The organism is Pseudomonas sp. R5-89-07 (assembly GCF_003851685.1).
Classification (GTDB): Bacteria; Pseudomonadota; Gammaproteobacteria; order Pseudomonadales; family Pseudomonadaceae; genus Aquipseudomonas.
This window is the reverse complement of the sequence record NZ_CP027727.1, coordinates 2,193,894-2,214,371: the sequence shown is the minus strand read 5'-3', so window position 1 is coordinate 2,214,371 and position 20,478 is coordinate 2,193,894. Positions and strand designations below refer to the sequence as shown.

Here is a 20,478-nt window from a genome sequence, read left to right as displayed (position 1 = left end):
CGAGCTTTCAGCTATTCGCGCAAATGAAAAAGCCGTGCCCATCTTGTTGTAGGGGTGCATACATTTGGCCCACTTCGGCGACACCTGCGTCACCTGAACCAAGTAGGAAAAAAAACTGCTGCAATAGCATCTGAAATAGGAGAACCCGCCAACGGCGCGAATCTATGCTGACAACACGTTTGATGACGTGCCTCAATAACTATCTGAGCGCGTGCCCCTCCCCATGCGCAGCGTGGGCTAAGGGCGAGGCGCCGGGAGGATTCAGTGAAAGATCGCGTACCCCCCGCCATCGAAGTCGGCGAAGAGATGGTCGCCGGCTTTGCAAAAAAAGGGCTTGGCCAAGTCGTACCTGCCACGACCAATGATCGGGGGCATGGCCCCTTCCAGCGCCTGGTGTTGCGTGGTGCCACCGTGATCGACGGTACAGGCGCCCCGCCCTGGGGGCCTGCCGACATAGTGATTGAAGGTGAGCGCATTGTTGAAATAGCAGCCGTCGGCGTACCCGGACTGCCCATCAACCCCCTGAGGCGACCCGCCCGTGGAGACCATGAGATCGATTGCACCGGCAAGTTCGTCACCCCGGGCTTTGTCGACTGCCATGCGCATGTCGGGACACCTTTCCATGGCGAAAATGGCCAAATGCTGCCTGCGGATTACGCCTACAAGCTGTGGCTGGCCCATGGCGTCACGTCGGTGCGCGAAGCGGGGTGCATGAACGGGCTGGCATGGACCTGTGAGCAAAAGCAGGCCTCTTCGCAAAACCATATTGCAGCACCGCATCTGTATCCCTATGTCTATTTCCCTGCGGTAAATGACTACCTCAAAGTCATCCATACACCCGAGCAAGGCCGAGAATGGCTACGCCGGGTGAAGGACAAAGGGGCTGACGGCGTGAAATTCTTCGGTGCGTCGCCCGCCGTCATGGAAGCGGCCCTCGACGAAGCGCAGAAACTGGGCCTGCGCACCTGCTGCCACCACGCCCAGCTCTCGGTCGGCCGCATGAACGCGTTGCGCACCGCCAAGTGGGGCCTGACCAGTACCGAGCACTCCTATGGGTTGCCGGAAGCGCTATTGGAGGGCCGCACACTTGCCCTGATCGACGACGACTACAACTACAACGACGAATACTTGCGCTTCGCCACCGCCGGGCAGACCTTTCTGCAGGCGGCCAAGCCGGGTAGCCCGAAATGGAACCAGGTGCTGGATGAGTTTCTTGAGGCCGGCCATACGTTCGTTCCGACCCTGAATGTCTACGACGCCAACCGTGACCTGATGCGCGCGCGGCGGGCGGAGTGGCATGACCAGTACACCGACAGCACCACCTGGAACTATTTCCAGCCGCAACGCGGCGGGCACGGCGCCTATTTCTATCGTTGGTCAGTCAGGAACGAGCTTGAGTGGAAGCAAAGCTTCAACATCTGGATGCAGTTTCTGAACGAGTTCAAAAACAAAGGTGGCCGTGTCTGCCCGGGCAGTGACTCCGGGTTTATGTTCCAGATATACGGGTTTGGATTCATCCGAGAGCTGGAGCTGTTCCAGGAGGCCGGCTTTACCCCACAGGAAGTCTTGCGCGCAGCGACTCTGCACGGCGCTGAACTGCTGGGAATCGACGCTGAGACCGGCACGTTGGAGCCTGGCAAGAGAGCGGACCTCTTGATCCTGAATCAAAATCCGATGACTGATTTCAAACTGCTTTATGGCACCGGCGCGTTGCGGCTGAATGACAGCACGCGCTCACTGGAACAGAATCGGGCACTTGAAACCACGGTAAAAGCCGGGGTCCTGTTTGAGGTAACCGATCTGTTGGCCGATGTGCGTGAGATGGTAGCTCGCACCTGGAAGAGAGAACACCGTGATGACCTCTGACGAGCACAGCACACCCTGGGAACTCACGCAGTTCATCATCCTTGCCGGCCCGCTGGGCAGCGGCAAGACAACCCTGCTTGAAGGGTTCATCAATGCCCAGCACATGGCGGCCTCGACGGCGGTGATCATCAATGAGGCGGGCGCGATCAACATTGACGGTGCCATTGTGTCCGACTCCGCCCAAGGCCTGGCGGTGGCAACGCTGAGCAACGGCTGTGTGTGTTGCTCGCTGACCAATGACCTGGTGTTTACGGTAGAAGAGCTGATCGCCAGCCAGGCCAGATCCGGCTTGCCCCCCTTGGCACGTATCATCCTGGAGTGCAGCGGGCTTTCAAAGCCGGGGCCCGTCATGCGCTCATTGGCTGGGCTTGCAGAACTGCGCATGCGCGTCAGTATTGTTTCAACCCTCGATTGCAGCCGGGACATAGGCTCCAGCATCGACGCGCAAGCAGAGTTGGCCCAGTTGGCAGCCGCACAGGTGATCGTACTGACCAAGGGCGATCTGGTTTCAAATACGGTGCGAGCCCATCGCGTTGAGTCCGTCAAGCGGCTGAATCCGTTCGCCGCCGTCATCGACGAAATCGAACCACTTGAAAGGATGAAATGGGCCAGTATTCGTGGGCCAACCGAGCGGTATATTCCATCCTTCATCCCCAGGCAAATACACGCGCAAAAGGTTCAGCATCCGCGCATCCAGGTGGTTCACGCGCTACTGGACAAGCCGGAATGGGAAGATGTTCAGGACTGGCTGGAAAACATTGCCAGCGTGCTGGGCGAGCGGCTTTTGAGGATAAAGGCCCTGGTGAATGACCCACAGGGTCTCCTGGTTTTACTGCAAAGCGTCGGCACTACCTTCTCGGCAGCGCGACGCCTGTCAGCGCCAGCGACGGACCGCACATCCGTCGTGTTCATAGTTTGCGATTGCGAGGCTGCGTTGCTTCGCGCGGTGAGCACTCATCTCGCCATAGAGTGGGCCTGATGAACAGCCAATGGCTCACCCTTGCCTACTCTAGTTATGTTCCTGCGGTCATTTCAGGCGCCAGCCTTCACCTTCCCGGGTTATCAAACCCCGCTGTTCGAGCGACACCAGATAGTTGCGGTGCCCCTTTTCACTCTTGCGCCGAAACAAGGGCAATACGTACGGTAAAACGCCCGGCACGAGCATGACTAAACGCGCAGTCCAGGATTCACTGGGACGCACGAACAGTTCAAGCCGAGGTTTTTCCAGCGCCCTGATGACCGTTTTAGCCACGTCTTCGGGCATTTGAGGCGGGTCCATAAACTGCATCTTGTTGCCGTCTTCAATGGCCTCACGCATCAGCATCGGCGTTTCCGTCGCCGAAGGGTTCACGATGGTGAATTTCACGCCCAAGCGTTTGCTATCCAACCCCAAGCACAGCATGGCGCCACGCAGGCCAAACTTGGTTGCCGAATAAATGCATGTTTCCGGCATGGGAAATAATCCCCCCAAGGAAACAATTGAAATAACCCGTCCGTCCCTGGCCTGCTGCAACAAGGGTAGAAACGCCTGACACAGCTCCAAGGGGACCACCATATTGAGCTGGACTTCACGCGCAATTGAGACGGCGGACCTGGCCTCGAAAGGAATGTTGCTTAGTATCCCGGCATTATTGACCAACAGATCAAGGCGGCCCATCTCAGTTTTCACATAACTCACCAGCCCCCCAAGCGCATCACGATCGGTAAGGTCTGCCTGATAGGTCAATGCCAGCGGCCCGAGAGCGCTAGCCGCCTGGCCCAGGCGCACAGCATCAATATCGACCAGCAGGCATTTGACGCCTCGGGCGATCAGTGCTGCTGCGATAGCACGCCCCAGCCCACCCGCGCCCCCCGTAATCAGCGCTAACCAGCCCGTAAACGACGTATTACTTGCCATGCAGACTCTCCCCCAGCACGTCATGAGTAACAGGCGCAGCGCTCTTTGGAAAAGGCTGATCGAGTTTGATTGCCGCATATACGTCTTCAGTCAATCGCGGCCAATGCATGCGGGTGCGCAGCGCCTCCAGGTAGGCGGTGAAGGTCCGAGCATCCAGATAAACCGCATGCCGATCCGATTGAACGAACTGAATACCTCCACTGAGGTCCGGATCGTCGCGCTGAATCAACTGATCGAATTGGCGTGCCGTGTCCAGCCCATCCAGTTGCGCACGAAAATACGCAGCCAGGGTGAGCGCCTGGGTATCGAACAACTTGAACGCGCTGGAATTCTGATCGAGGTAGCCGATGGCGCAGAGGTTGCGGTGAGTGCGGCTGAACATCGACAGATAAAGTAAAGGCCTGCCGTTCTTCCATTCAAAAAACTGCGCCGCGCATTCCGCTCCCCATTTGAAGCCTGTCGCACAGAGGACCAAATCGATTTTTTCCCGTGCACCCTCTTCAAAAATGACGAAATCCCCCTCCAAACGATCAATATTTTTCCTTACCGCAATATTGCCGTGCTGATGATGATGCAGCAGTTGTGAGTTCACAATCGGGTGAGTCTCGAACAAGCGATGATCAGGCTTCGGTAAGCCCCAGCGAGTCAGGTCTCCCACAAGCAGCTTCAATAGAAACTTGAAGACAGGCCTGGCCAACCACAATGGCAGGTGCGGCCCATTTTCACCGAACACGTCGGCAGGTACGCCAAACACATGCTTGGGAATGAAATAGTAGCCACGCCTCATGCTGATGAAGGCTTGTTTTGCGTGAATGGCGGCTTCGCAGGAAATGTCCGCGCCAGAATTGCCCGCGCCCACCACCAACACGTTTTTACCGTGGAATTCCGACCCGGATTGAAACGAGTTGGAATGGCGTATTTCCCCATTGAACTCACCACGGAACGAAGGCAGGTTAGGCTTCCAGTTTGTCCCGGTGGCCAACACGATCCAGCGATATCGCCGCGTAGAACCGTCACTGAGGCTGACGGACCAGTGCCCGTCAGGATCCTTTTCAATCAGGGTCACCGTGGTACTGAACTGTATGGACTCACGTAACCCGAATGCGGCAGCGAAGCTCCTCAGATAGTGAGCGATTTGACGGTGGGAGGGGTACTCCGGAAAGTCCCTGGGCATGGGAAACCCGACGAAGCCCGATAGGTCCCTGGACGAGATGAAATGCGCCGAATCGTACATCGGCGTGCCGGCATTGGTGATGTCCCAAATCCCCCCTACATCCGAATGTCGCTCGAATTGGTCATAGGCGATTTTCTTTGCTTTGAGGGCACGTGCGGCACTCAATCCACCCGGCCCGGCGCCAATAATGCAGGCGGTATTTCCTCGGTTGATAATCGCTGCGTCTTGTTCTGATTTCATCGCGCTTTCCCTGGATATTCCGTTCAGTGTTGAACCGAAATCTAAAGGGAAGCCGGTGCTTTCGATGAGCCTTTTGCGGCCATTCAGGGGACCATTGCGGACAGATACGCTTCGCGCTCAGAAAACTAATCCGACACGCCAACGAAAGGAGAGAGTGAGGTGCTAAATTACCGACGGAAGGGGTAACCTCTACCCCTTCCGATGCAGAGTGTTCTATCCATGTTAGAGCCCGCAGCCGCTGCCCAGCATTGGACGCAGCATCCCCAGCAAGATGAAGCCGTGGTGGTTCCCAACGTTGCGCGGGCCTTGTTCAGCCTGTTGATGGAGAGCGGGTTGTCGACGGAACGCATTTGTCGCGGTCTCGGCTTCGGCTATAACGAACTGCTTGATCTGGACATGCGCTTGTCCTATCGGCAGACCCGAAGGCTGATTATTCGAACACAGCGTGCAATCAAGGACCCCGCGTTGGGGCTCTCTGCCGGCACACGTCAGACCCCAGTGTCCTGGGGGCTGGCGGGCCTGGCCATGCTGACCTGTAAAACCCTGGGCGAGGCCATCACCTATGGCCTTGAGCATCAAGGGGATACCGGTGCGTTACTGGAGCACCGCGCCAGTGTTCATCCCAACGAGTTCATCATTGAGGTCAAACCCAAAGTGTTCGATCTTGAAATTGAGCCCTTCTTGATCGAAGAAGCCTTTTCGAGCGCCGTGTCCGTGGTAAGGCGGCTGATAGGGCCGGCCTTCAACCCGCTCAGGGTCGAGTTATCGTACGCCCGTCCGGAATATGCGCAGGCCTATCGGCGGGAATTTCGTTGCCCGATAACATTCACGGCCGGGAAAAATCGCTTGGTCTGCGAAGCCCATTGGTTGAATGCGCGCCTACCGGACTATGACGACATGGCGTGTGGCCCTTTGCGGGCCAAGTTGGATCAATTGATAAACCGACGCGGCTCTCGCCATGACCTGATTGAAACCCTGTCCAGTCATATCCGCCTCAACCTCGACGACCCTGAAGCCCTCCAGGCCTTTTCAAAGGAGCTCAACATGAGTGAGCGTACCTTGCGTCGCCGCCTGACGGATCGGGGTGTGACATACAGCGGGCTGCTGGATCGAATCAGGCACGAGCGCGCTTGTGACTTACTGCAAAACACCACTATGTCGATAGCCGACATTGCCCACACCATCGGTTTCAGCGATGCGCGGGGCTTGCGGCGCGCCTTCAAGCGCTGGACCGGGGCATTGCCGACCACACAACGACCGTCCGGCCAGGCAATTATGCCGAGGTGTTCTTGAAAGCGACCGCCGCGCCAGACGTACGGCCGTCACTCGCCAGCACCGGCAACTCCCGACGCAACACCCAGAGCGTGACCGCTTTGGGCAATATCCTCGCCAACCGGATCAACCAGCGCATAGGCCACGGGAACATGTAATCCCAGCGCTGGCTGCGCATGGCAAACAGCATATGCTCGACGGCCGCCGCCTCTGATATTTCCAGCGGCGCGGGCATGCCGTCATTTGCTGTCTGAGCGGTCGCGACAAAGCCTGGGTAAAGGGAAAGAAACCGGATCCCGCGGCCGCCGAACTCAATCCGGCAGGTGTCGATAAGCAAGCGCAGCGCACCTTTCGCGGCGCTGTAAGGGCCTTGAAGCGTCACGCCCAGGAACCCCGCCAGGGAGTTGGTGCACACAACCAGTCCCTGTCCCTGGCGGCTCATCTGCTCCAGGGCCGGGAACAGATAGTTGACCACCACATCGTAGTTCGAGCGCATATACCCGGTGACATCAGCGGCTTTCATCTCACGCATGTCCAGCGCAGGGGCTCCGCCGGCGTTGAGCACGACCACGTCGAGACGTCCGTACAACTCGATGATTTCATCCACGAGGCCGGCCGCTGCGTGTTCATCCAGGGCATCTACCGCCGAAACCAGGCATTTGCCCCCCTGGAGCGTGATTTCCAGTTGCAGGTCATTGAGCAGCTGTTTGCGCCGGGCCGTGGCCACAACCCAGGCGCCTTCCTGCGCCAGACGCACTGCCAGCATGCGCCCCATGCCGGAGGACGCGCCCACCACTAACACCACTTTGCGCGCAAAACTGACGCGCTCACCCGCAGGGCACTGGCGCAGCAAACCAACCAGGGTCAGTGCGATCAGTGAGAACACGGCGCTGACCAGCAACACGTACTCGGCGTTGTCCCCCGCCACCCATTGGGACGCCATCAAGGGCCCGAAGGCGCACCCCAAAAGTTGCATGCCCGGCACCAGTCCGGCTATGCGACCCGAGCGATCAAGCTGCAATGCGATACGCACCTGGAAAGGCGTCAGCATCAGCCACACCAAACCAAACGCACCGCACAACACCAGGAACACCCTGACCCCCATATCGGCCGAAAAATACATCCCCAACGCGATGCCGCCCAACAACAACGCGGCGACCGCCAGCAACGAAAAGTCCGAGACCCGGCGTACCAGAGCGATCCCCAGGCACCCGCCCAACACTTGCATCAGCAACGTACCGGAGATGAGCAATTGTGCTTTTTGTGCGTCAAGTCCCACGTATTTGCTCAATGGCTCAAGGTAAGCCCAAAGCCCACCAATGGCGCTGAGCTGCATAAAGACCAGCCCCAGCAATAACAAGTGGTTAAGGCCCCAGCCGAACCTTGCATCATCCGTTCGCTGTGCTTGCTGGTTTGCCAGCCGAATGGGCTGCCACCGGACTAACAACAAAGAAGCTGCCGTCAGTGCGCCTAGAAATACGAAGCCATAAGACGATGTGCTCTGAATAGGCAGTACCCAATACGCAAGTACCGCCGCCACCAACGCCTGGCCGATGGTTTGCACCACCATAAACGCACCCGCCACGCGATCGGGTGCAGGGCCTTGAACGATCAGGCTCACGGTCCCCCATAACAGCAAGCCCTCGGCCAAGCCGGCCAGGGCCCGCGTCAGTGCCAGTGCGCCATCCCCGGTAGTGTTGGCCGTGACCATGTCCAAACCCGATGCCGCCAGAATGGCCACGACCGTAATCAGGCGCAGGCTGAACACCGAGCGCAGCAAATCGCCCAGGACAACGCCCAACCCCAGTGAGAGAATTTCGCCCATGGCGACCAAACCGACGCCCTCAAGCGAAAGCCGGTTTTGCGCCAGCAACTCTCCCAGCAGCAAGGGTTGCAGCCCTACCATGAGCACAGCGATGGAGCCCAGCGCCAAGGCCGCGCTCAGGTGTTTACGGGAAACAGCGGACGACTTGTGCATGGCGTTACACCTCTTGAAGGGTTTTCAGTAACCACGGTTTTCCGGCGGAATCTCGCCTCGGGCAAAGCATTGAGTCGCGCGTTTTTCATCTTTCATCAGCCGGCCATTGGCAACCAGTACCACCCACCAGGGCAACAGCGTCATCTTGGCGCCAGACGCTTTGGCGAGAGTGAAGGCCTTGGCGCACTTTTCAAACAGCTGCGCGTTAAGCGCCATCCGGGTACCGGTGGTACCCAGGGTGACAGGCACGCCCTTGATCAACGCCGCATTACCACCGCGTTGCAAGGCAGCGGCAATGTCCTGGACAGAAGCAGCCGGTACGCCCATGTGGCCAATATGCCGAGCTTGCTCATCAAATAAAATCGGCATCACCCCGCCAAAGTCCACCAGGCTCCAGGCGAAATCGCCCCCGCCCACCAGTACGGCCCCCACATCGGCCCGCGTGCGATAGATCGCATGATGGGTCTGGCTGTCGCCCATGACATGCACCGGCCAGTCGATACAGGTGGGGGCCACGTCATCCAGCCGTCCCCACCACATGCACTCCTTGCCCGGTATGCGCAAGGAAACGCTGCTACCCGCGCCCACCAGGCCGACCAGTCGTTGCCGAAGCTCCAGCCATTGTTGCCGCAGTACATCGTGCATCGCACTCACCTCACACCAGTTGGAAAACGGCGTCGAATCGCTCGAGCGCATCGTCGATGACTTCGTCTGTATCAGCCAGGCTGGTATAGATCCGACTGCCCGCCAGCGTGATCAACCCGTGCGCCGTATACGCAGCGCCCATTTCTTCCATCATGTGTTTGCGCGACTTGGCTTCATTGCGTGCTCGCAGCAGCTTGAGCGGATTACTGGTGTCCAGCAACAGCACGCCCGACGTTTGCAGATGCACGATCGAGCCCATGTTGTAGGCCACGTAGGGCAAGCCACGGCGGTTGATGATTTCATCGAGCCCCTTGCGCATACGGTCGCCGGCGCGTCCCGCCAGGGCCGGTGCATTCAGTTTGCGCGCCTCGATCAAGGCGTAGTAGCCCGCTACGCAGGACAACGGGTTGGCCGACAGCGTACCGCCGACAAACGCCCGGCGTGCCGAGGTACCGATGCCGCCGGCCAGCAGTTGCATGACATCTCTGCGCCCACCGATCGCACCGGCCATGGGGTAGCCACCGGTCAAGCATTTACCCAGCACGGTAATATCGGGCATCACGTTGAAATAGCCTTGCGCGCCACCCAGGCCGGCACGGAAACCGGTGACCACCTCGTCGAAAATCAGCAGCGTGTCGAACTCGTCGCAGAGCTTGCGCAGTTGACGATTGAAGTCCGGATGCACCGGGCGCGTGCCGCTTTCGGGGCCAAAGGGTTCCACCATGATCGCCGCCGTGCCGCCGCGCAGACGGTTGATCTGCAAGCGTCGGCGCAACGCATCCAGATTATTCGGCGGGCTCTCCTGAGTGTGGGCCGTGGCGCCGCGTGGAATGCCGACAGCCTCCATACGCCCGGTGCCCGGCAAGCGCATGCCATACACCAACTGGTCACTCCAGCCATGATAGGCACCGCCGATCTTGATCACCCATTTCTTGCGGGTATAGGCACGCGCCAGGCGCACTGCTGCCATGACGGCCTCGGTGCCGGAACCCAGCAGGCGTACCATATCCACGCCAGGCATCACTTCGCAGACCAACTGCGCCAGCTTCACCTCATATTCATGCAGCAGGCCGGTAACTGGGCCGCAGTCGTCGAGAATCCGATTGACCTGCTCACGAATGGCCGGATGGTTGGAACCCAGCAAGGTCGGCCCCCCGGCTTGCAGGAAATCGATATAGCGATTGCCGTCCACATCGGTGAGGTACGCTCCCTTGGCCTGGGCGACGGCGAGTGGAAATGGATGGTTGAACGCAAGGTTATGCTGAACGCCCCCCGGTATGAATTTCTTGGCCTCCTCAGCGAGCCGTCTCGAACCCTGACAACGCTCGTCGAAGTAGCCCATGACCTTGCTCAGCGCCTCGCGCTTCAAGGGGCGAATCGGCTGCTTGACCAGCGCATCGAAACGTCGATACAGGGAGTCAACGTCAGGCCAGTGCGAAACCGCTGAATCGGCCGGGGCAGTTAATGTGACGGGATCAAGAGGCTTGTTCATGATGGGGTCTCGGTGGAAGAGTGAGTATCGCCGGCACTGGAGCGCACGAGGGCATCGACCAGGCGTGCCAAGGCGGCAGGTGACTGCGACTGGTTGCGAGACTGCTGGGTGATTTGGCGCAGCAGATAGTCACGGCAAAATGTTTCTAGGTCCTCAATGCGCGCGAGGGTCGTCTCGATATCCGGGCCGCAGCAGAGCACGCCGTGATTGCGCATCAGGTATGCGTTGTAATCCCAGCGAATGGCCCGTCCGAACTTGCCGGCCAGCCAATTGGAGCCGGACGGCGCGTACCCTACCAATGGAATATGTTTGCCCAACGAACCCCACAGCTGCGGGTCCGGTACATCCAGCGACTCACCGAGCAAGGTGCAGGCACTGGCGACGGGTTGATGCGTATGGATGCTGCACTGCACGTCCGGACGTGCACGCAGGACTGTCGCGTGCAGCTCGCTCTCGACCGAAGGCTCACGTTCACCCGAGAGCTGCGCCAGGTCCTTGAGGCGCAGCACACAGACATCCTGCGGGCGCATGCTGAAATAGTCGGTGGCCGACGGTGTGACAGCGATGTGCTGCGCGTCGATGCGCAACGCAAGGTTACCTCCCGTCGCCGCAAAAAAACCGCGCCGACACAGATGCTGCGATAGCTCGACGATTTGTTGTTGAACATGACTCATGAAGCAGTCTCCTGTGTGGGGTTCAGGCGTCGATAAAGCGGCGCGAGGCGCTTGCGCACCTCCTGGAATGTGGCGAATTGATCGTCGTACAAGGCACGACTGGCACGGGAGGGTTCAAACAGGCGATGCGGGCGCTTGAGGCTCGGCAGGTCGTGAAACTGCAGCTTGCCCAAACCCACTGCCGCAATGAACGCAGCCCCGCGGGCGTTAGTCTGGATTGCGTTCTGAGGCTGATGAATAACGCGTCCGCAGACGTCAGCCATGATCTGGCACCACACGTCCGACTGAGCACCGCCGCCGGTGGCTACGATCACGTCGCTGGGCTGGCCGAGAAAGCGCGAGAACGGTTCGAACATCCAGCGAGTGTTGAGCGCAACCCCTTCCATGAAGGCGCGGATGATGTCTTCTCGCGAGTGCTCCAGCTTGAGATTGAACAAACCTGCACGCAGGCTAGGATCGCTGACCGGCGAGCGTTCACCGCATAGCCACGGTGTGTAGATCAACCCTCGCGAACCTGGCGGCACCCGAGCGGCAATGCGGTCGAGCAAGGCGTAGACGTCCGGCTGCTGCTCATCGCTAAGCAGTTCATCCGGGTGGTACAACACCTTGTCGCGCAGGAAGGAAAGGTTTGCGCCCGCCGCCGACTGCGTGGCCATCGCCAGGTAGCGACCATTGACAGCACTGGGCACCGCCGCAATTTGGTGGCGCACGCTGGTTCGCTTGAACGGGACGTGTGCGCCCACCCAGGAGGAGGTACCCAGATAGAGGTGGGGGGCAAAGTCACTGACCGTGGCACCGACGGCCACTGCCGAGGTATCGACGGCACCCGCCACCACTTGCGTGGTATGCGCCAATCCAAGCGCCTCGGCGAGCTCCGGGCGCAACGTGCCGATAACATCGGTGGAGCGAACCAGCTCAGGCAGTTTGCCGGCGTCGATCCCCAGGGCCTTGACCAGGCCGTCATCGTAGCGGATGCGATGTGGGTCGCGGTTATCGGTGATCCAGGCCGTCAACATCGAGTCGCTGGTAGCGCAATAGCGACCTGAAAGGCGCAGGTTCATGTAGTCGAGCACGTTGAGGAACTTGTGGGTCTGCTCATAGCGCTGCGGCTCGTGATCAAGGATATAAGCCATGTGCCCGGCTGAATCCATGCCGGACAACGAAGCTACACCTCCGGTCAGACGCAGTGAACGCCATAGCTTGAGCGGCCCGTACCCTGCCAGGCTGAGCCGCCCTCCCCCCATGCGTTTTTTAACCGCGCCGGCTCCGCGCTTGTCCAACCACAACATTGCCCCTCCTATGGCCGCGCCGTCCCGGTCCACACACACCGTGCCTTCGCCCTGCGTCGAACAACACACGGCGATCACCTGGCGCCGCCGGACGGGATCGGCGCCGAGCAATTCGCTGGCGCCGCGCATAAAGGCATTCCACCAATCGTGCGGATCCTGCTCGACACTCAGGCCGTTCACATGCAGCGCAACACTGTGGAATGCCCAGGCCCGGATTTCGCCCTCCAATGTAACCAGGGCACACTTGCAACCCGAGGTGCCGAGGTCCACCGCGAGGACGAGTTGCTCCAGACCGGTGGCCGCCTGAGGCGTCCGGGATACGAAAAGCGAAGTCATAAAGGTCTACTCAGAAAGTGCGCGAAATCGATGCAACCCAACGGTTGTCGTCTGTGGAGCGCACATGACCGTCGTCCACGGCCATATACAACTCGCGTGCCCGCGTCTTGGCGGTCACCCAATCAAGCCCCCAGTCGAAACCCCATAGATGGTGGATCAAGCCAATGTCGTAGTCGGCCGCGTTCGCTTCTGAAAAGTTAACGATTTGCTGATACCCGGCATGCAGCTTGAGCGTGGTGTTCATCCCGAGCGGGTATTTGTAGTCCAGGTCATAGAGCATGCTGCCACGGGAGTTGCGATCGCCCTTGGCGTAGCATTCCAGACCCTTGGTGGGATCGTCGCGAAACTGCAACTGGGCCCCGCACACGCCGCCGGTGTTGGCGCCACGGTAGGTTTTGGACAAAACCCGGGCAATCCGACCTTCAAGCGCCCCGTAGCCGATTTCCAATACGGCAAACTGGCTGTTGTAGTTGGTCGTACGCTCATCGGTGGGGGTGAAGGTGTCGAAGTCGAATTTGTTCGGTGCCTTGAACTGCGCACTGGGAAACATCTCTGCCGCCAGCCCCACGCCGTAGTGCCAAGCCTCGGGATCGCCAAAGCGATAACCGCCCGCGAGCAAGACGCCAAGACCATCCCCTTCTAGAAATTGCTTCTTGTTGACGGTGGTGAACTCGGCCAGCGCCACCAAGCCTGATTCGTGGGCGACCTGAATGGTGACTCTGGCACCCGGCCGGTTCAACGAATCCGACACGCCCCGGGTCCTGACATCGGACACGGCCTTGGCCGTGATATCAACTGCATAACTGGCCATCTCGTCGGCGAATGCCAAGGATGGGCTGACGATGGGCCACAGCAAAGCGGCCATCAGATAATGGTGTGTCGTTGCACGCATGAGGCTCTCCCACAAGAAAGGTCGGATTTACAAAGTGCAAACCGGTGTAGGAGGCAGTGAGGCAACACGCTCGAATTGCTCTGTCTTGCCGAGGATTTCGGTACCGACAAAAGCCCGGACATTGAGGTAGCCCTCTTTGACCCGAACGACGCCTTTGTATTTTTTATGATCGCGGGGATCAAACACCCAACCATCGCGCCACGCTTCCTGGTCGAAACGATCCAGTTGCATGATCTGTACGCCGCAATCACTGGTGGTGGAGGCCGCGTCCTTGACCCAGACAACCTTTCCACACAGCGCGCCGGGCTTGTCGGCGCAATCGTCGACCTTGAGCACCGCATCCTTTTCCGATGTGAGCCACAGGCCCTTGGCCTCCTGTGGACCCGCCGCCGCATAACCGCTGGAAGAGCACACCAGTGCCAGTGAAAGGAAAAGCCAATGCCGCACGTTCATAGTCATCACCTGTATTTTTTGTTTTAAGAGACCGTCACACTAACGACGCATCGGTTATGATAGTCATCGCTACACGATAGTTATAACTACCATTATCAGGCTCAGCAACATTTTTTTTCATTTTGATAAGCTGACTCTTCCACCTTTTCTTGCTAGGTACCTATGGCCAAGCCCAACACTGCCAGCGCCCGCGCCGCTACCGCCGGGAAAACCCAGGAACACAAGAAACCGCCTGCACAGCAGCGCAGCACCGAGACCTACGAGCGGATACTGGTCGCAACCGCACAAACCCTGTGCGATGTAGGAATCGAGCGTCTGTCGACCAATCTGGTATGCGAATGTGCGGGGCTCACGCCGCCCGCGCTGTACCGCTACTTTCCGAACAAGTACGCGCTACTGACGGTGTTAGGCGAACGCCTGCTGGAAAAACAGAACGCCCTGATCGACCACTGGATCACCCCGCAACTATTGTCCGGCCCGCATGAGGCGTTGGAGTCGGCGCTCGCCGAACTGATCCTGGAAACCTACCGGGTCACCGACGCGACCTTGGGCGGCATGTGGATTCTCAAGGGGCTGCGCGCGGTACCGGCGCTGGAGCACGTGAGGATCGATTCCCACCGGCTGGTGTCCGGCGCACAGGCAGAAATTCTCGCCCAGGTGTTCCCGCAGGCAGATCCACAGCAACTCGCTACCGCCGCCAGGGTGGCGGTGGAGATGATCCACGCCACGATTGAACTGTTGTTCGATGAGTCCCTGGACCCCAAAAGCGTATGTGCCATGGTCGCCTCGATGATTATCAGTCATTTGGATCGGTTGGCCCCGCCTCCAACAGCGTAGAGAGAGGGGAGCGAACATGGCCGGCGCGGACCTGTTGCCCGGCCGGATCGCACCTTCAACGCCAGCCATGTGCCCTTTACCCTCTGGGCAGCGAGACCACGCGTCCCCTCACTTACCGCTGAACTCATTGGGTCCTTCATGCGCCGTGTCGAAAATCCCCCGCCGCCCCTTGTTCGCGATTACGCCTATTACCATCGGGTGCTGGCCGGGGTGCAGCTACCCGCAGCCTTTATCGACCTGGACGCACTGATCGAAAACCTACAGCGCTTGGGCAAGCGCGCCGGGGGCTTGCCCGTACGGCTGGTGACCAAATCCATACGCTCGGTGGAGATGATTCGCACGATCATGGCCGCGGGGCCATTTGTTCAGGGCCTGCTGTGCTACTCCGCCGCCGAGGCCGCCTGGCTGGCCGGCTTGGGGTTTGACGACATCGTCGTGGCTTACCCGACGGTCGATGAGCGCAGCCTGGTAAAAGTCGCCTGCCAATTGCGCCGAGGACGCTCGATTACGTTGATGGTCGACCACCCGGCCCAGGTGCAGGCGATCAACGAGATCGCCGTGACAGAAGGCGTGGTCATGCCGTTGGCGATCGATTTGGATATGTCATCGGTTTTTCCCGGGCTGTACTTTGGCGTGCACCGTTCGCCGATCAATGATGTGGCCAGCGCGCTTGGGCTGGCCGCCGATATTGCCTCCCGTCAGGGTGTGGTGCTACAAGGCCTGATGGGCTACGAAGGGCAAATTGCCGGGTTGATGGACGCCGTGCCAGGCCAAGCCTTCAAGAATGGGATTATCCGGTTTCTCAAGCGCCGCTCCATTGCCGAAGTCAATGAACGCCGTGAGCAGGTCGTACAGTCATTGCGTAAGGCCGGCCATACCCTGCGGTTCGTGAACGGCGGCGGCACGGGCAGTTTTGAAAGCACCCGACTCGACCCTTCGGTTACCGAGTTGGCGGCCGGTTCCGGCCTGTACGCACCGACCTTGTTCGACCACTACCACGCCTTTGAACTGACGCCCGCCGCCGGCTTTGCCTTGCCGGTGACACGCGCCCAAGCCCCCGGCGTGATGGTGTGTGCAGGCGGTGGTTACATCGCCTCCGGGCCGGCGGGCAAGGATCGATTGCCCCAGCCCTGGCTGCCCGGCGGCTGCCGCTTGATCGACAACGAAGCCGCCGGCGAAGTGCAGACCCCCCTGCTGCACACCCTGGAGCGAGCGTTGAACATCGGTGACCCGGTACTGTTTCGTCACGCCAAGGCGGGCGAACTGTGTGAGCGTTTCGATGAACTGCTGGTAATCAGCAAAGGACGCGTGGTGGACCGTGTGCCGACTTACCGCGGCGAGGGCAAAAACTTCTCCTGACGGCCGCGTTCTCACCGCCCCTCTTCCTGCACTATGCCCAAGGATACCTTCATGAATCAGCCTCTCAGTAACCTGCCCTCTTCGCTTGAGCCCGTGCCGTTACTCAATGAACTGTTCACGGCCCAACAAGCCGCCGTGCATGCCCAGGGAGCGCCCACGTACGAGCAGCGTATCGCTTCCCTGGACGCCGTATTACGCCTGGTCAGCGATCACCACGACCAACTACTGGAAGCGGTGTGTGCGGATTTCGGCAATCGTTCGTTTGCCGAGACCCAACTCAGTGAGTTGATGCCCATCGTCAATGGCATCAAGCATATTCGCTCGCACCTCAAAGCCTGGATGCGCCCCAGCAAACGCAAAGTGGGCGTGGCCTTCAAGCCCGCCACGGCAAGGGTGATCTATCAACCCCTTGGCGTAGTCGGCATTCTGGCGCCATGGAATTACCCGCTGACACTGACCCTTGCACCGCTGGTAGAAGCGTTGGCGGCGGGCAATCGAGTCATGATCAAGCCATCGGAACTGACGCCGCGTACCGCCATGTTGCTGCAAGACTTGCTGGCCCGAACCTTTCCCGCCGACCAGGTCTGCGTGGTCATCGGCGACGCGCAGGTCGCCGGCCGCTTCAGCGAACTACCCTTTGATCACTTATTGTTTACCGGCTCTACACAGGTCGGGCGTCTGGTAATGGCAGCTGCGGCGCGCAACCTGACCCCGGTAACCCTGGAACTGGGAGGCAAATCGCCGGTAGTACTCACTGTGGATTTCCCGCTGAAGAAAGCTGCCCGGATGATCGCCATCGGCAAACTATTCAACGCCGGTCAAACCTGCGTCGCTCCCGACTACGTGCTGGTGCCACGCCCTCTGGTCGAGCGCTTTGCCACCGAATGGGTGGCGGCGGCCAGGCAGTTGTATCCCAGCATTGACGGCAATAAAGACTACACCTCGATTATCTCGCGGCGGCACTACGAACGCCTGTTGAATCTGGTCGACCAGGCCATCGTGGCCGGGGCCAAGGTTTGGCAGGACAGGGCGTTCGACCAGAGCGCCGAGCGCAAAATCCCCCCTACCCTGTTGACCGACGTGCCGCTGAACACCGATATCATGCGTGAGGAAATTTTTGGCCCACTGTTACCGATAATCGCCTATGACACACTCGATGAGGCGCTCGCCTTTATCAATGCACGGCCCAAACCGTTGGCGCTGTATTGCTTCTCCAATGATCGAACCAGCGTCGAGCATGTGGTGCGGCAAACCCGTTCAGGTGGTGTGACCATCAATGGTACGATGCTGCATGCCACCCAGGACGATCTTCCCTTCGGCGGCGTCGGTGAAAGCGGCACAGGCGCCTACCACGGCTATGAAGGGTTCGTGCGCCTGTCTCATGCCCGTGGTGTCTTCAAACTAAGCCCCTTCAATATGTCTGACAAAGTGTCGGCACCCTATGGGCGACTGACACGTCTGGTGGTCCGCCTGATGCTCGGCAAGTAGGCGCACGGCATGCCTGGCCCCCTACGGCATACTGCGGATTTACCGGTCAACCTGCTGCGCAGCCTGGCGGAACTCATTGCACAATTGGGCCTCGACCCCAGCCGGCTGTGCATGGGGTTGGGGTTCAACGTCGCAGACCTGGCCAACCCGCAAAGTCGCGTCTCGATTCGTCAAGCGTGCCTGATGATCAAACGCGCCCTGGAGATGACTAACGGCCGCGACCGAGGACTGGGCCTGGACATGAGCGCGACCGAGTCCATCACCTCCATGGGCCTGGTAGGTTACGCCATGCTAACCAGCGCCACCCTCGGCAGTGCGATAGCGCTGGGCATCGACCTGCAGAAGCAGACCGGCGCGCTCTTGAGCTTTGAGCACCTTGAATCCCCCGGGCATATCACGCTCCAAGGCACTTGCCCGTTTCATGAGCCCGAGATTCTGACTTTTCTCGTTGAAGAAGCCTTCGGGATGCTTCTGAATATCGCCCGCGCGCTGGCGGGCCCGACGTTCAGCCCATCGTCGATCGAACTGAATTACCCAAGGCCCGCCTACGCCGATCACTATGGACACCTGTTCAGATGCCCAGTGCATTTCGATCGCAAGGACAATCTATTTGTCTGCGCCAACCACTGGGCGAACACCCCCATCGGCACCCACGATGCGCTGAGCAATCGACAAGTCGTCGAGCTACTGGAGATGAGTGCCGATCGAGGCGGTGAACTTGAGTTCATCGAGTCCGTCGAGCGCATTGTGCGTCGAGATTTGCGCACGCCTCTGAACTTGTCAGCGGTTGCCTCACAATTGTGCATGAGCGAGCGGACCCTGCGCCGCCGCCTTGCCCAGAGCGACATGTCCTATCAGGCCATACTGGATGACCTTCGCAAACACCGAGCCTTGTCGCTGCTGGGCAATGTACGACTGACCCTGGATGAGGTTGCCTACGAGGTGGGTTTCAGCGACGCGCAGAATTTCCGCAAGGCGTTCAAGCGCTGGACAGGACATGGCCCACGACGAACACGCGCTTGACCGTTGCAGTCAGTCACGCGGCTTCTGACTGAAGGCTTCAAGCCGGAGGCCATGCCAAGCGATTGCCAACAGGCGTAAACGGCGCGGCCCATACAACGCCTGGATGAAACGCTCGAACAGTTGGAATTTGCGCGGTGTGTAGGGGTACCAGTTGGCTTCGATCTTGCTCCCGGCCTTGTCGATCAGTATGGCTTTACTGCGAGTGAACCCCAGCAACCCTTCCGGCCCACGTAATTTGCCGAAGCCACTTTTCTTCGCCCCACCGAACGGCAGGCCTGGGTTGCCTTCGCTCATGTTGACGTTGTTGATCGAAACGCCGCCAACCTCAAGTGCGCCGGCCACCCGCAGCGCGCGCTGCGCATCCGCGCTGAACACACTGGCACACAGGCCGTAATGGGTGTCGTTGGCCAGCTCGATGGCGTGGGCTTCGCTGGTAAAGGCCATGATCGGCAATACCGGCCCGAACGTTTCCTCGTTCCAGACCCGCATATCCGGCGTGACACGGTCCAGAATGATGGGCCGTACTGTCAGGGAGTTCGCATCGGGTATGACACCGAATCGCAGGCGGGCACCACGATCCAGGGCGTCTTGAACATGTTCGATGACCTTGTCGCGCTGAAAACCGACGGTCATGCGCCCGACGTCGGCGTCGCCGTTATCGCCACAGCGGACGATGAGCTTATCCGCCGCTTTGACCAGACTGTCGACGAAACGATCCAGCACGCTGTGCTCTACCAATAAACGCTCGACACCACTGCAGGATTGCCCGGCATTGGTGAAACCGCCCCACAACGCGCCCGCCACCGAACGCGCTATTGGCGCGTCGGCAAACACAATCATCGGATCTTTACCGCCCAGCTCCAGCTCAACGGGGATCAACCCACGACTGGCCTGGGCCATGATCTTGCTGCCGGTGGGGCCACTGCCGGTAAAGAAAATCTTCGCCGGCTGTTGCTCGATCAATGCCGAGCCCAGGCTGCCGTTGCCGTACACCACTTGGACCAGAGCCTGGAGTATGGGAGAACATGCCAGCACCTGTTCGATCAGACCTTCGCAGGGCGCGTGCTCGGAGGGTTTATAGACCACCGCATTTCCCGTTGCGATCGCTGCGGCAATGCCGGTGATCGCGTTATGGAAGGGATAATTCCAGGGGCAGATGATCAGTACCACCCCCAGGGGTTCATGCAGCAACAATGACTGCTTGCCCAACAACGTAATCGGCGTTTTGACCTTTTCAGGTTTCAGCAGTTGCTCGGCATTATCTTCCAGCCAGTTAAGCCAATCGAGGGTGCCTAGGATTTCCGCGACCAATGCATCTGTTCGACATTTGCCAACCTCCTGCATGACCCGCGCGATGATCATTGAGCGGTGGGCCAGGATAGTGTGCTTGAGCGTGGACAACTCGGCCAAACGCGCATGGATCGACAGCTGTGAATGAGCACGCAAGGCCGTGCGGGCGTTTTCGAATGCGACGCGGGAAATCTGAGCCTCATATGAAAGCACGTTGTCGTGCGCGCGGGATTCGAACTCTTGTGGGGGTTTCATTCAACACTCCTCGGGATC

General features: G+C 59.4%; 17 protein-coding genes. 7 read left to right on the top strand and 10 right to left on the bottom strand.

The features are described 5' to 3' along the window. Window positions 1–264: 264 nt before the first annotated feature. On the top strand, window positions 265–1,866 hold the full coding sequence (locus C4J94_RS10270; protein WP_124386039.1) for an amidohydrolase family protein: 1,602 nt from the start codon (window positions 265–267) through the stop codon (window positions 1,864–1,866). Then, entirely contained in the window at window positions 1,856–2,845 is a 990-nt protein-coding gene (locus C4J94_RS10265; RefSeq protein WP_256657720.1) for a GTP-binding protein, read from the top strand. Before C4J94_RS10270 ends, C4J94_RS10265 begins: the two co-directional genes overlap by 11 nt. Before the next feature lie 48 nt (window positions 2,846–2,893). Here the strand turns inward: C4J94_RS10265 and C4J94_RS10260 are convergent, their stop codons facing one another. Both C4J94_RS10260 and C4J94_RS10255 read right to left on the bottom strand, forming a co-directional pair. Further along, on the bottom strand, window positions 2,894–3,763 hold the full coding sequence (locus C4J94_RS10260) for an SDR family oxidoreductase (protein ID WP_124386037.1): 870 nt from the start codon (window positions 3,761–3,763) through the stop codon (window positions 2,894–2,896). Then, window positions 3,753–5,177, bottom strand: coding sequence for an NAD(P)/FAD-dependent oxidoreductase (locus C4J94_RS10255; protein WP_124386036.1), 1,425 nt, complete (start codon window positions 5,175–5,177; stop codon window positions 3,753–3,755). Before C4J94_RS10255 ends, C4J94_RS10260 begins: the two co-directional genes overlap by 11 nt. Window positions 5,178–5,396: 219 nt before the next feature. On the opposite strand from C4J94_RS10255, the gene C4J94_RS10250 reads away from it, so the two are divergent. Next, the gene (locus tag C4J94_RS10250; RefSeq protein ID WP_256657673.1) at window positions 5,397–6,470 is read left to right on the top strand and encodes an AraC family transcriptional regulator; all 1,074 of its coding nucleotides are present in this window, start codon (window positions 5,397–5,399) and stop codon (window positions 6,468–6,470) included. Here the strand turns inward: C4J94_RS10250 and C4J94_RS27680 are convergent. The 7 genes from C4J94_RS27680 to C4J94_RS10215 are packed head-to-tail and all read right to left on the bottom strand — an operon-like array spanning window position 6,451 to window position 14,208. Further along, entirely contained in the window at window positions 6,451–8,427 is a 1,977-nt protein-coding gene (locus tag C4J94_RS27680) for an SDR family NAD(P)-dependent oxidoreductase (RefSeq protein WP_124386034.1), read from the bottom strand. The genes C4J94_RS10250 and C4J94_RS27680 overlap by 20 nt on opposite strands. A 24-nt stretch (window positions 8,428–8,451) precedes the next feature. Beyond that, on the bottom strand, window positions 8,452–9,072 hold the full coding sequence (locus tag C4J94_RS10240; protein ID WP_124386033.1) for a hypothetical protein: 621 nt from the start codon (window positions 9,070–9,072) through the stop codon (window positions 8,452–8,454). Between the two features lie 10 nt (window positions 9,073–9,082). Then, entirely contained in the window at window positions 9,083–10,564 is a 1,482-nt protein-coding gene (locus C4J94_RS10235; RefSeq protein WP_124386032.1) for an aspartate aminotransferase family protein, read from the bottom strand. After that, window positions 10,561–11,238 carry a class II aldolase/adducin family protein gene (locus C4J94_RS10230; protein WP_124386031.1) on the bottom strand — a complete coding sequence of 226 codons (678 nt, stop codon included), beginning with the start codon at window positions 11,236–11,238 and terminating at the stop codon, window positions 10,561–10,563. The genes C4J94_RS10235 and C4J94_RS10230 overlap by 4 nt, the downstream gene beginning before the upstream one ends. Next, entirely contained in the window at window positions 11,235–12,863 is a 1,629-nt protein-coding gene (locus C4J94_RS10225) for an FGGY-family carbohydrate kinase (protein WP_124386030.1), read from the bottom strand. Before C4J94_RS10225 ends, C4J94_RS10230 begins: the two co-directional genes overlap by 4 nt. A 10-nt stretch (window positions 12,864–12,873) precedes the next feature. After that, the gene (locus C4J94_RS10220; RefSeq protein WP_124386029.1) at window positions 12,874–13,755 is read right to left on the bottom strand and encodes a TorF family putative porin; all 882 of its coding nucleotides are present in this window, start codon (window positions 13,753–13,755) and stop codon (window positions 12,874–12,876) included. Between the two features lie 27 nt (window positions 13,756–13,782). Continuing rightward, window positions 13,783–14,208: a DUF2147 domain-containing protein gene (locus tag C4J94_RS10215; protein ID WP_124386028.1), complete on the bottom strand. Its 426-nt coding sequence runs from the start codon at window positions 14,206–14,208 to the stop codon at window positions 13,783–13,785. A 162-nt stretch (window positions 14,209–14,370) separates the two neighbouring features. Here C4J94_RS10215 and C4J94_RS10210 point away from each other — a divergent pair, with 162 nt between their 5' ends. The 4 genes from C4J94_RS10210 (at window position 14,371) to C4J94_RS10195 (ending at window position 18,915) form a co-directional block, all read left to right on the top strand. After that, the gene (locus C4J94_RS10210; protein ID WP_124386027.1) at window positions 14,371–15,045 is read left to right on the top strand and encodes a TetR/AcrR family transcriptional regulator; all 675 of its coding nucleotides are present in this window, start codon (window positions 14,371–14,373) and stop codon (window positions 15,043–15,045) included. Between the two features lie 138 nt (window positions 15,046–15,183). After that, window positions 15,184–16,404 (top strand): amino acid deaminase/aldolase, encoded by a 1,221-nt coding sequence (locus C4J94_RS10205; RefSeq protein ID WP_124386026.1) that lies wholly within the window; start codon window positions 15,184–15,186, stop codon window positions 16,402–16,404. A 51-nt stretch (window positions 16,405–16,455) separates the two neighbouring features. Continuing rightward, window positions 16,456–17,892 (top strand): coniferyl aldehyde dehydrogenase, encoded by a 1,437-nt coding sequence (locus C4J94_RS10200; protein WP_124386025.1) that lies wholly within the window; start codon window positions 16,456–16,458, stop codon window positions 17,890–17,892. Between the two features lie 9 nt (window positions 17,893–17,901). Next, complete coding sequence (locus C4J94_RS10195) at window positions 17,902–18,915, top strand: AraC family transcriptional regulator (RefSeq protein ID WP_124386024.1); 1,014 nt, start codon at window positions 17,902–17,904, stop codon at window positions 18,913–18,915. Between the two features lie 9 nt (window positions 18,916–18,924). Here the strand turns inward: C4J94_RS10195 and C4J94_RS10190 are convergent, their stop codons facing one another. After that, window positions 18,925–20,460 carry an aldehyde dehydrogenase family protein gene (locus C4J94_RS10190; protein WP_124386023.1) on the bottom strand — a complete coding sequence of 512 codons (1,536 nt, stop codon included), beginning with the start codon at window positions 20,458–20,460 and terminating at the stop codon, window positions 18,925–18,927. Between the last annotated feature and the right edge of the window lie 18 nt (window positions 20,461–20,478).